The organism is Gilliamella sp. Occ3-1 (genome assembly GCF_001690655.1).
GTDB classification, from domain to species: Bacteria; Pseudomonadota; Gammaproteobacteria; order Enterobacterales; family Orbaceae; genus Gilliamella; species Gilliamella apicola_P.
Genome location: NZ_LZHQ01000016.1, coordinates 25,849 through 37,922, shown reverse-complemented (window position 1 = coordinate 37,922; position 12,074 = coordinate 25,849). Strand labels below are relative to the sequence as shown.

Below are 12,074 nucleotides of genomic sequence, written 5' to 3'. Positions count from 1 at the left end.
AGGGGAAATTACCTATTTGATAGACCATAATTACTAACTTTTATTATTTTTGACACTCAAAAATAAGCTCACAGAAATAAAATTACATAACACCATAGAGCCAACCATCAGCCACTCGGTTGTATTATTGACCGTTATGGATTGAGCAGTTGGTGTTGATACTAATAATGATAATATTATACCTATTGCTCCAGCGATTGCAAAACGAATTGTACCGGCAAGAGATGAGGCTGTACCTGCAATATAGGGATAAAAGTCTAAAACGATTGCCATACTATTTCCACCAATGGTTGACATACAACCAATATATCCTGCAATGCAAATAACAAGATAGGCAAATCCGAGATTAAATAATGTTACGATGGTAAGGCCTATTGCCATAACAAATTGGACCAAAAGACCGAACTGCATCATTTTAATCGAGCCAACATGTTTAACAAAACGGCTATTTAATGTATTCATAAACACCATAACTATTATATTGAATGCAAAGTAGTAGCCAAAATTAGTTGATGCAACACCGTGTAGATTCATATATACAAAAGGTCCTAAGCTTAAAAATGAAAATAATCCAGCTCCAGAAAATGCACCTAACATCATATAAGTTAATACTTGGCGATGCCTGAACAGTGTAATAAAATTACTTAAAATACGAATTAAACTGAATTTATCGCATTTTGTTTTTGTAAGTGTTTCAGGAATAAATGCGATCACTAGACCAAAGCAAGTCAAAGCAATTAGGCTAATAGTGTAGAAATTGGCTTGCCAATTAAACCAATATAAAATAAATCCACCAATAATTGGTGCGAGTAATGGTGCTACGTTGGATATCAGCATGACAAACGACATCATTTTAGAAAATTCGTCACGATCACGATAAATATCTTTCATTAACGCATTAATGACTATTGCTGTAGCCGCTGCCGCAATGCCATGGAAAAAGCGAGCTGTAATTAATTGATTAATATTGTTGGCAATACCACAGCTTAACGCCGCAACTATAAAAATAATTAGACCCAAAATGAGAACATTACGACGCCCATAACTATCTGTGAGTGGTCCAAATAAAAGTTGTCCAACTGAAAATCCTAATAAATAGCAACTAATTGTTAGCTGTACCGTGCCATCGGTTACATTAAAGTCGCGTGCAATCGTTGGCATACTAGGTAAATACATATCTATGGATAAAGGCATCAACATAGAAAGTAATCCAAGGATAAAAATAAGCGCTTGTTTGGAAATTTTAATATCACTTAAACAATCTTGAGTTGGCACGTCATACTTCCTTCAAATTTTTTAAAATACACCTAAAAAGATGTCATATAAATGAGATAAAATTATTTAAAAAATATTCATTTATCTAAATGGAAAGTTGCTATTAAGATTAATGTAAATTATATGTGTCAATTAAACGAGTCGATTTCATCTTGTGAAAGTGGTCGATATTCACCTTCAGGTATATCAAGAATTACCTTACCTATTTGTTTGCGATGCAATTCAACAACATGGTTATTGACTGCTGCAAACATGCGTTTAACTTGATGATATCGTCCTTCACTAATAGTTAATTCAGCGTGAAAGTCATCAATAATATTTAATTTCGCTGGTTTGGTAAGTGATTTCTCATTTTTTAATTGGATACCATTTTTAAATATATCAATCAGTTCAATACATAATGGCTGTTCAACCGTGACGGCATAGACTTTTTCGCAATGATGTTTGGGTGATGTAATACGGTGTGACCACTTACCATCATCAGTAAGTAGAACAAGTCCTGTAGTATCAAGATCAAGTCTACCTGCTGCATGCAATTTTTCAGGCATCGGTTCATCAATAAAATAAAGTATAGTAGGGTGGTCAGGATCGTCAGTTGAGCAGACATAGCCTTGCGGTTTGTTGAGCATGAAATAGCGTTGAGCTGTAACTTGCTCAATTTGGTAACCATCATATTGAACAATCTGCTCTGGCGATAATTGATAAGCACCTGATTTTATAATTTCACCATCGACAGTCACTTTTTTAGCTTTGAGTTCTTTGGTTACAATAGTGCGGCTAGCGCCTAAGTGATGAGCGAGAAATTTATCTAATCGCATAATTTAAACAATATCCTTGTATTACTCTAGAGGTGTATATATATCAAAACGATGATTTTTAGTTTTAATTTCGGCCGTTGGTTTTTGATTAGCTAAAAACGGTGCATAATCGGGTCTTTTCACTACAATCCGTTTTTTTGCTAATTTTCTTGCTGGTTCTAATAGGCTATCTGCATCATTATCACTGCCCACTAATTGTTGAAAAATGCGCATCTCTTTTTTGACAAGCGCACTTTTTTGTCGATGTGGGAACATTGGATCGAGATAAATAACATCAGGTTTTTCAGGGTAAGTACTCAATCCCTCAATGCTTGAATGATAAATTAAACGTAAATGTTGCTCAATCCAACTACCGATTTTGGGATCTTGGTAGGCACGCTGCAAGCCATCTTCTAGCAATGCAGCAACAACAGGATGTCTTTCAAACATAGTGACATGGCAACCGATTGATGCTAAAACAAATGCATCTCGACCAAGACCTGCTGTGGTATCAAGAACTGTAGGTAAATACTCGCCTTTGATACCTACTGCTTTAGCAATCGCTTCGCCACGTCCACCACCAAATTGGCGACGATGAGCCATTGTTCCAGAAACAAAGTTTACGCATATTGCCCCTAGTTTTGGTTCGTCAGTTTTTTGTAACTCAAGTTGATTGTTTTGGGTAACAAGAGCGAATGGAAGATCAGCATGTGTGGATAACCACTGCTCAGCTAATAATTTTAGCTGAGCAAAGTTAGAATTAGTGGATACCATAATGACGAAGTAATGCTTCAAGTTGAGGTTCACGCCCTCGGAAGTTTTTAAATAATGTCATAGGCTCATCGCTACCACCCTGTGACAAGATATTATCAAGAAATGCATTGCCTGTTTTAGCGTTGAAAATACCTTCTTCTTCAAAACGTGAAAATGCATCAGCGGATAATACTTCTGCCCATAAATAGCTATAATAACCTGCAGCATAACCACCAGCAAAGATATGGCTAAATGCGTGTGGAAATCTTCCCCATTCAACGGCAGGAACAACGGCAACTTGCTTTCTTATTTCAGCCAATGTATTTAAAATATCAGGATCTTTTTGTGTATGTAATTTAAAGTCAAAAAGACCAAATTCCAATTGGCGTAAAATAAATAGTGCTGCTTGATAGTTTTTAGCATCTAGCATCTTTTCTAACATATCAGTTGGTAGCTGTTCACCAGTTTGATAATGCCCAGATATGAATGCAAGCGCTTCAGGCTGCCAGCACCAGTTTTCTAAAAATTGACTTGGTAATTCAACAGCATCCCATGGCACCCCATTAATACCAGAAACTGATGAAGTATCAATTTCGGTTAACATGTGGTGTAAACCATGACCAAATTCATGGAAAAGGGTTGTGACTTCGTCGTGTGTAAATAGTGCTGGTTTATCACCAACAGGGCGATTGAAGTTACAAGTTAAATAGGCAACGGGTTTTTGTACATGACCATCAGCAAAACGCATACGACCAATACAATCATCCATCCAAGCGCCGCCACGCTTATGTTCACGTGCATATAAATCAAGATAGAAACTACCTTTTAACTCACCATTTGCGGCAAAGAGATCATAAAATTTAACTTCAGGATCCCAAACTTCAACGCCTTGTCGCTCTTTGGCTGTAATACCAAAAATGCGATGCACTACTTCAAATAAACCATTAATAACTCGTTGTTGAGGGAAATAAGGGCGCAATTCTTCATCGTTGATAGCGTACAAATGCTGTTTTTGCTTTTCACTATAATAAGCTATATCCCATGGTTTGATGTCACTTGCGCCAAAAAACTCATAAGCATAACGTTTAAGATCTGCTAACTCTTTTTCACCTTGAGGTTTAGCTTTAGTTGCTAAATTGGTCAAAAATTCAATCACTTGAGTTGTTGAACTTGCCATTTTTGTTGCTAGTGATTTATTAGCGTAATTATCGAAGCCTAGTAATAGTGCAAGCTCATTGCGAAGCGTTAAGATTTGTTTGATAATTTCAGTGTTATCCCACTTACCTGCGTTTGGTCCTTGATCTGACGCACGAGTATTATAGGCTTGGTAAAGTTCAAATCGTAAATCACGATTATCACAGTAGGTCATGACGGGAAGATAACTTGGTATATCTAAGGTTAGTAACCAACCCTCTTTATCTTTTAATTTAGCCTGTTCTTTTGCGGCAGAAAGCGCACTTTCAGGCATGCCAGATAGTTCTTTGATATCGGTAATTAATTTTGACCATCCCATGGTGGCATCGAGCACATTGTTACTATATTTTGAGGATAATTCTGATAATTTTGCGACAATTTCACCGTAACGTTTCTGTTTGTCATCGGGTAAGCCAATTCCAGATAATTCAAAATCACGTAGTGCATTATCAACCACTTTTTTCTGTGCTTTGGTTAAAGTAGCATATTGTTCGCTTTCTTTGAGTTGCTTATAAGCTTGATATAAAGGTCTATGTTGCCCAACCCATGTACTGTACTCAGATAGTAATGGCAGACAAGCTTCATAAGCTTCACGTAATTCAGGGCTATTTTTAACTGAGTTAAGATGACTAACTGGAGACCAAGCTCGTCCAAATTTTTCGTCTGCTTCATCAATTGGTTGAATTAAGTTATCCCAAGTATATTGGCTATTTTGCTTTAATACTGCTTCAATGGTATTTCTGCAGTTTTTTAAAGTTTCTTGTATAGCAGGCAAAACATGTTCGGGTTTAATTTGTGAAAAAAGGGGTAATGGTGCATCTGTTAATAATGGATTAGTCATGTAGCGATACCTTTATACAAATGGTGTTGTCTATTGATACAACATAATATGGTGGCGAAAACAATTAATTCAAGGGATTATCATGCTAAGAAATGGTTATAACCCCATAAGTTTGCGTTCACGTTGCCATTCAGTGGGGGTATAAGTCTTTATAGAAAGCGCATGAATACGATTATCATTAATAAATTCAGCCAAAGGGGCATAGATTGCTTGTTGTTTTTTCACTCGATTTAAATCGGCAAATAATTCTCCTACAGCAATAACTTGGAAATGGCTTCCATCATCGGTTAGGACATGTACATCATCAAGTTCAAGCGAATTTTTTAATTTGTTTATAATTTCTTGTTTATCCATTATTCATACTCATCATTAATGTAAATTATGGGGGAGATTTTTTGTTAAAAAGTTTCTGGTAACTATGTGTTTCAGTATAAAAATTAACATTTTTTAAATATTAATTACAGGTTGTAGATCATACAATGTAATTAATGTTTGTAGCTGAGGATTAATACCTTTGAGCTTTACATGATATTTATTGCAAAAATAAATTAAAGTTGCGAGCCCTGAAGAATCAACCCGAGTAAGTTGCGCAACATCAATGCATTTTACACCATTTAAAATAGTATTTTGTGTTGACCACAAATCGTTTAAAGAGTGAACATCAAGTTCACCCTGTAAAGATAATATTTCTTGTTGTTTTTCTGTTTTTATTCGCGACATTATGGCTAGCCTTTTGGTTTAGCGTTTGGGTCAATATTGCGATTTGAAAGATCAATTAATTGTTTAGTTAATGCGTCAATACCATCTTGACGTAAAATTGTAGACCACTCATTTTGCTTGGTGGTGATCATGCTGACGCCTTCTGCAACTAAGTCATAAGCTTTCCATTCGCCAGTGACAGAGTTTTTACGCCATTGGAAATCAATTCGCAATGGTTGTTGGTTTTTATTAGGTTGGTTTAATAAAACACGAATAGAGATAAGCGTTTTGCCAGTTAAATCTTTTGGCGATTCAACCTGATAAGTTTGGCCATTATACATAGATAATGCTTGAGCAAAAGTTTGTACCAAATAGTTTTCAAAAGCAGCGAAATAAGCTTTACGTTGCGCATCTGTAGCACTTTTATAATAATTACCTAAAATTAATGCGCCAGCATACTTTACTTGTACATAAGGTAATAAATCTGTTCTTACGATCTCTTTTAGTTTGTTAGGGTTTGATTTTAATGTCGCAGATTGTGCATTCATGGTGCTAAAAATCTTATTAGCAGCCATTTCCATCTCTTTATAAGGATCATTTTCAGCAAACGCATTAGCACTAAATATTAAAGCTAATGCAAAAAAAATAGTGTGTTTAAATCTGGTTAACATAGTAACAAAACTCCTTAATTTTCATTTATATCTTGTGTATCTTGTTTCTTATTTTTATCATCGGTCGAACCTCCAGTACTATAAAGGAATTGACCAATTAAGTCTTCAATAACCATTGCTGGTTTAGTGTTGTATATTACAAAACCATCATGAAAATAAGCTGGTTCATGATTATTTGTTGGCAAGTTGTTGCTTGTACCTTCGCTATCCAATGAATCAAGTTCTAATTCAGTACTTTTATCAAGTCCAAAGTTAATATCAATAAATTGTTCACCTAATAAACCTGATGTTTTAATTGAAAGCGAACTTGAAACTGGAATTTGATTGTATTGTGCATCAATATCTATTGTTACATAGGGTTTATATACATCAAGATCTGATGATTTTAGAGTTATATTACTGACTCGACCAATCACAACGCCACCGATTTTGATTGGAGAGCGTGCTTTTAATCCGCCAATATTATCAAATACAGCATAAACTCGATATGAATTATGACTAGCAAATGATGTTGGATCCGTTACGCGGAAACATAAAAAAAGTACTGAGCAAATGACCAGTACCATAAATAATCCTACTGTGATTTCAACTTTACGACTCATGTTTAATGACCTCAATGACTAAACATTAATGCGGTTAAAATAAAATCTAACCCCAAAATTACTAATGATGAATAAACAACAGTGCTTGTTGTTGCTCGACTAATTCCTTCTGATGTTGGTACACAATCATAACCATTGAAAAGTGCAATCCAAGTGCTAGCAATGGCAAATGCAAAGCTTTTTACAAAACAGTTACCTAGATCATGCCACCAATCAACATTACTTTGAATAGATGACCAAAAAAAGCCCGCATCAATACCTTTCCAATCAACACCTACAATAACACCACCTAAAATACCAACGGTAACAAAAATTGCAGTTAAAAATGGCATACTGAAAAAACCAGCCCAAAAACGAGGTGCAATAATACGTCGTAATGGATCAATTGCCATCATTTCCATACTTGATAGTTGCTCAGTTGCTTTCATTAAGCCGATTTCAGCCGTTAATGCAGAGCCAGCACGACCTGCAAACAGCAAACCAGCAACAACAGGACCTAACTCACGAAGTAGAGCAAGGGCTACCATCATTCCAAGGCTGGCTTCAGCACCAAAAGTGGTCAGAATAAAATAACCTTGTAAGGCCAAAACCATGCCAATAAAAAGACCAGAAACAATAATAATAGTGAGTGATTGTACACCAACAAAATAAAATTGCTTAATGAGTAATGGGAATTGTTTATTAAATTGTGGCTTACCAATTAATGCCCTAAAGAGCATCACACCAGAACGACCAATCATCGCAATGATATCAATAAACCATTGTCCTAATTTTGCCAGTAAATTTAACATTATTTTGTACCTCTGCTTAGGTCTAATTTGTAATCTTCAGCAGGATAATGAAAAGGTACTGGACCATCAGCCAACCCGTCAAGGAATTGTTTTACTCGTAAATCATCATTATCACGTAATTGTTGTGGTGTACCACCTGCAATAATATGTTGTTCGGCTACAATGTAAGCATAATCTGCAATACTGAGCACTTCGGTCACGTCATGGCTAACAACGATACAGGTTAATCCTAATGATTGGTTTATTTCAGATATCAGTTTAACAATAACACCCATGGATATAGGATCTTGCCCAGCAAAAGGTTCATCAAACATAATTAAATCGGGATCAAGCGCAATGGCTCTAGCTAATGCTGCTCGCCTTGCCATACCACCAGATAGTTCCGATGGCATCATTTGAGCTGCACCACGTAAACCAACAGCTTGTAATTTCATTAAGACTAAATTATGCAATATAGGTTCAGGTAATTTGAAGTGCTCACGTAGTGGGTAAGCAACATTATCAAACACAGTTAGATCGGTAAATAAAGCTCCCGATTGAAATAACATGCTAATGCGTTTGCGTACTTCATAAAGTCGGGAGCGAGACATGCTTGGAATGTCTTCACCATCGAATAAAATTTTTCCTGACTGGGGTTTTAATTGACCACCAATGAGCCTTAGTAGTGTGGTTTTACCAATTCCTGAAGGTCCCATGATTGCTGTCACTTTTCCTTTCGGGACATTCAAACTCATATTTTTATAAATAGGCCTTGTTCCACGATAAAAAGACATATCGTGAATTTCAACCAAATTTTGTTGTAATGCGTTTGTCACATTGATTTCCTAGATTTCTAGAATGGTAAAATTTTGCTTATTTTACTTGATATTTGTAAATAAAGAAATCAATTAAACGTTTTGCCTATTTGTGTATAACTGCTCAATAAATAGTTTTTATACTCGATGGCTGATTTTTATAGGCAAACAGAGGTTTTACGTAAAATATCTTATTAGAGAGATAAAAGATAATTAAGGCTATTTTTCTAAATAATAAATGGGGAAAGTTATATTTTAGCTCCCCCCATTTTTTACTGATCATGCATAACTAAAAGTGATTATGTGTTTTATTCATGCCGTGCTTTACGAGCTAAATAATTACCAGTGCTTTGAATAAATTGTATAGCAATAACTAATATCACCACGCAGATATAAGTAACAGTATTATCAAAACGTTGATAACCGTATGACACAGCTAAATCGCCAATACCGCCAGCACCAATAGCACCAGCCATCGCTGTAGCACCAATTAAACCTATAGTAGCAGTTGTAAGCGTTAAAATTAAAGAGCTAAATGCCTCTGGTAACATAAAATACCAAATAATTTGTATTGGCGTCGCTCCCATTGATTGAGCCGCTTCAATAATACCACTATTCACGTCAAGTAATGAATTTTCAACTAATCTAGCAATGTAAGGAGCAACATAAAATGTTAACGGAACAATCGCTGCTATAGTGCCAATAGAGCTATTTACAATGACCTTTGTTAAAGGTTGGATAGCAACTAATAAAATAATAAAAGGCAATGAGCGAACTATATTAATAATCGGATTGATAATACGAAACACTCGACTATTTTCTAATAGTCCATAAGGTCTTGTTGTAACTAAGCAAATACCAAGTGGAATTCCGATTAATGAACCTAAAATTAAGGAGAAAACTACCATAATTAGGGTGTCATAGAATGCTTGAACAAATTGTTCAGTGGTTACTGATGTTGCAAAGCAAGAGGCCAAATAGTCAATTATAGTATTAAATATTTCCATTTTTACTCATCTCCCAATGTTTAATTTCAGTGACTTGTACACCGCGCTCACGTAAGTAATGTACTGATTCTTTGATATTACTATCGTTACCTTTTAGTTGAACAAACATACTACCTAAAACCGTTTTTTCGATTTCTGACATATGGGCAAACAAAATATTGACGATAACTTTTTGTTGCAGTATAAGTGAATTTATCACGGGTTCTGACGCAGATCGTCCTAAGAATTCGAGCTTAAATAATTTAATATTTTCTTTTTTACCTTCTATTTCTAACAAATTTTCGACAACACCATTTGGAATTTGATTGTTGATCACTGAGCTAACAAAATTTTGAGTAGTTTGGTGTTTTGGTTGTCCAAATACGTCAAGTACGTTACCTTGTTCTATAATCTTGCCTTTTTCCATTACTGCAACTTTATGGCAAATTTGTTCAATTACATGCATTTCGTGAGTGATTAACACGACTGTTATTTTATATTTTTCATTGATTTTTTTGATTAAATCTAAAATAGCTTGAGTGGTTTGTGGATCAAGTGCTGAAGTTGCTTCATCACATAGTAAAATATCAGGATCGTTGGCTAAAGCTCGGGCGATACCAATGCGCTGTTTTTGCCCACCAGAAAGCTCTTTGGGATAGCTGTTGGCTTTATCACTTAATCCAACAAATTCCAAAAGTTCATAGACTTTTTGTTTAATCGAATGTTTATCTTTTTTGATTAAAATTAAAGGAATAGCAATATTTTCAAATACGGTTTTTGATTCAAGCAAATTAAAATGCTGAAAAATCATACCAATTTTTTGACGGGTTTGACGTAATTCGTTACTAGATAATTGATTTAATAGTTTATTTTGAATAATGACATTGCCTTGTGTTGGTTTTTCAAGAAAGTTAATTAAGCGCACTAAGGTACTTTTACCTGCGCCGCTGTAACCAATAATGCCGTAAATATCACCTTTACTGATGGTTAAATTAATATCGTTTAAAGCTTGTGTTGTGACGCCATTTCTTTCATATTGTTTTGAGACATGTTCAAATTTAATCATTGTTCATCACCTATTTATTTTGTTCTAGTTGAATAAGTGCTTGCTTAGGCAATTTGGCTGAATCATTTATTGCAGGTGTTTATATGGCATATTCAACGATTGACAATAATTGATATATCTAACGGTATCACAGGTTAAATTGTTGCTCTAATAATCGTTTTTTATATCTTATTCCATATAGTTATAAGATAGAATTACTTGGAATAAATGAATGCTTTTTTCTGTGTTAGAGTGTATTTAATGCTTATAGCTTATAGAGGATAGCTGAAATGAAAAATGCGTTTATCAAACAAAAAATATTTAAATACATATCAGTCGTTTTAGTTGCTAGTTCAGTGTTTTTGACTATTGGTTGTGATAATTCGTCTAAACCAGTCGATAATCAGACAAAAAAAGAAATTAGCATGGGCGTATCACCAGGTCCATATAACGATCTTTTTAATGATGCTGTTAAACCCATACTTGAATCAGAGGGTTATAAGGTTAAATTAGTGAATTTTCCGCATTTACTTGAATCAGATGTAGCTTTAAGTGAAGGTAGTATTGATTTAACCGTTGCACAGCACACAGCTTATATGAATGTGTTTAATGCCCAGCGTAAAGCAAATTTAAAATCGGTTGTGCATGTACCATCGGTACCTGCGGCAATATTTTCAAATAAGTTCACCTCATTAACGCAAGTTTTTTCAGGAGCAAAAGTTGCTATTCCACAAGATGCTTCTAATGCAGCTCGTTCATATAATCTACTAGAAAAAGCTGGTTGGATAAAATTAAAAAATAATACAAATCCTATTATTGTTAGTAAAAATGATATTGCTCAAAATATTGCAGGTATTGAAATTATTGAAATGGATTCGGCCAATATTCCTAGAGTGCTTAATGAATTAGATTTTGCGGTAATTCCAGGTAGCATTGTTTATTCTGCTAATATTGACTCGAACAAAGCATTACTTTCTGAAACCATCATTCCTGATTTGGAAATTATGGTTGTAGTGAATGAAGGAAACGAAAATAGTCGATGGGCTCAAGATGTGAAGCGTATTTATCAATCTCAACAATTTAAAGATTATATGAAAACGCATAACCAAAATGGTTATTGGGTGATGCCTCAAGAATAAGCATAGCAAGGTAAAGTAATGAAGAAAAGCCCGTTTGATAACGGGCATTTTAGTATCGTGCCATCTGTTTATCAATTGTTAGCGCCCAAGCATCAATCCCTCCTGTAAGATTATAGAGAAAGTTAGGATCAAATCCGTTTTCTGCTAAATAATGAGCAACAGTTAGGCTACGTCTGCCGTGATGACAATAAATAACAATATCGATTTCATCTGGGATTTTATCTAGATATAAAGGGATCATATTCATTGGAATATGAGTTGCGTTGCCAATACTGCAAATGGCTATTTCATTGGGTTCTCGTACATCGAGTAGAAATAGATTATCTTGCTGATTTAATTTTTGTGCAAGTTCTGTGGGAGTGATTTCTTTTATTGTCATTATTTAAAACTTATTAAAGTGCTTGTAAAAAAGTTTCAGGAAACTCTACGTTTTAGTATAAAATTTCAACTTCAATTTTAAATTTATTAATAGCATCCTACAACGATA

14 protein-coding genes are annotated in these 12,074 nt (G+C 34.8%); 1 reads left to right on the top strand and 13 read right to left on the bottom strand.

Annotated elements, in window-relative coordinates:
* Positions 1-33 precede the first annotated feature (33 nt).
* The 12 genes from A9G43_RS05095 to A9G43_RS05040 all read right to left on the bottom strand — a co-directional run bounded on the left by A9G43_RS05095 (position 34) and on the right by A9G43_RS05040 (position 10,469).
* On the bottom strand, positions 34-1,275 hold the full coding sequence (locus A9G43_RS05095) for a Bcr/CflA family multidrug efflux MFS transporter (protein WP_065607181.1): 1,242 nt from the start codon (positions 1,273-1,275) through the stop codon (positions 34-36).
* Between the two features lie 128 nt (positions 1,276-1,403).
* Complete coding sequence (gene rsuA / locus A9G43_RS05090; protein WP_065607179.1) at positions 1,404-2,093, bottom strand: 16S rRNA pseudouridine(516) synthase RsuA; 690 nt, start codon at positions 2,091-2,093, stop codon at positions 1,404-1,406.
* A gap of 21 nt (positions 2,094-2,114) precedes the next feature.
* Positions 2,115-2,846 carry a class I SAM-dependent methyltransferase gene (locus tag A9G43_RS05085; protein ID WP_065607177.1) on the bottom strand — a complete coding sequence of 244 codons (732 nt, stop codon included), beginning with the start codon at positions 2,844-2,846 and terminating at the stop codon, positions 2,115-2,117.
* A complete protein-coding gene (gene prlC / locus A9G43_RS05080; RefSeq protein WP_065607175.1) occupies positions 2,833-4,860 on the bottom strand; it encodes an oligopeptidase A in 2,028 nt (675 codons plus the stop codon). The genes A9G43_RS05085 and prlC overlap by 14 nt, the downstream gene beginning before the upstream one ends.
* A gap of 96 nt (positions 4,861-4,956) precedes the next feature.
* Positions 4,957-5,214 carry a BolA family protein gene (locus A9G43_RS05075; protein ID WP_065560910.1) on the bottom strand — a complete coding sequence of 86 codons (258 nt, stop codon included), beginning with the start codon at positions 5,212-5,214 and terminating at the stop codon, positions 4,957-4,959.
* A 93-nt stretch (positions 5,215-5,307) separates the two neighbouring features.
* Positions 5,308-5,580: an STAS domain-containing protein gene (locus tag A9G43_RS05070; RefSeq protein ID WP_065607173.1), complete on the bottom strand. Its 273-nt coding sequence runs from the start codon at positions 5,578-5,580 to the stop codon at positions 5,308-5,310.
* A 5-nt stretch (positions 5,581-5,585) separates the two neighbouring features.
* On the bottom strand, positions 5,586-6,230 hold the full coding sequence (mlaC, locus tag A9G43_RS05065) for a phospholipid-binding protein MlaC (protein WP_065607171.1): 645 nt from the start codon (positions 6,228-6,230) through the stop codon (positions 5,586-5,588).
* 14 nt (positions 6,231-6,244) lie between these two features.
* Positions 6,245-6,832, bottom strand: a complete 588-nt coding sequence (mlaD, locus tag A9G43_RS05060) for an outer membrane lipid asymmetry maintenance protein MlaD (protein WP_065607168.1) — start codon at positions 6,830-6,832, stop codon at positions 6,245-6,247.
* 11 nt (positions 6,833-6,843) lie between these two features.
* Positions 6,844-7,623 carry a lipid asymmetry maintenance ABC transporter permease subunit MlaE gene (mlaE, locus tag A9G43_RS05055; protein WP_141671397.1) on the bottom strand — a complete coding sequence of 260 codons (780 nt, stop codon included), beginning with the start codon at positions 7,621-7,623 and terminating at the stop codon, positions 6,844-6,846.
* On the bottom strand, positions 7,623-8,438 hold the full coding sequence (gene mlaF / locus A9G43_RS05050) for a phospholipid ABC transporter ATP-binding protein MlaF (protein WP_218055882.1): 816 nt from the start codon (positions 8,436-8,438) through the stop codon (positions 7,623-7,625). Before mlaF ends, mlaE begins: the two co-directional genes overlap by 1 nt.
* A 287-nt stretch (positions 8,439-8,725) precedes the next feature.
* Positions 8,726-9,325: a methionine ABC transporter permease gene (locus tag A9G43_RS05045; RefSeq protein ID WP_411630747.1), complete on the bottom strand. Its 600-nt coding sequence runs from the start codon at positions 9,323-9,325 to the stop codon at positions 8,726-8,728.
* 85 nt (positions 9,326-9,410) lie between these two features.
* Positions 9,411-10,469 (bottom strand): methionine ABC transporter ATP-binding protein, encoded by a 1,059-nt coding sequence (locus tag A9G43_RS05040; protein WP_065560915.1) that lies wholly within the window; start codon positions 10,467-10,469, stop codon positions 9,411-9,413.
* 269 nt (positions 10,470-10,738) lie between these two features.
* On the opposite strand from A9G43_RS05040, the gene A9G43_RS05035 reads away from it, so the two are divergent.
* Positions 10,739-11,587: a MetQ/NlpA family ABC transporter substrate-binding protein gene (locus A9G43_RS05035; protein WP_141671398.1), complete on the top strand. Its 849-nt coding sequence runs from the start codon at positions 10,739-10,741 to the stop codon at positions 11,585-11,587.
* Positions 11,588-11,636: 49 nt separating this feature from the next.
* Here A9G43_RS05035 and A9G43_RS05030 read toward each other — a convergent pair whose 3' ends face one another.
* Positions 11,637-11,966 carry a rhodanese-like domain-containing protein gene (locus tag A9G43_RS05030; protein WP_065560916.1) on the bottom strand — a complete coding sequence of 110 codons (330 nt, stop codon included), beginning with the start codon at positions 11,964-11,966 and terminating at the stop codon, positions 11,637-11,639.
* Positions 11,967-12,074: the final 108 nt, after the last annotated feature.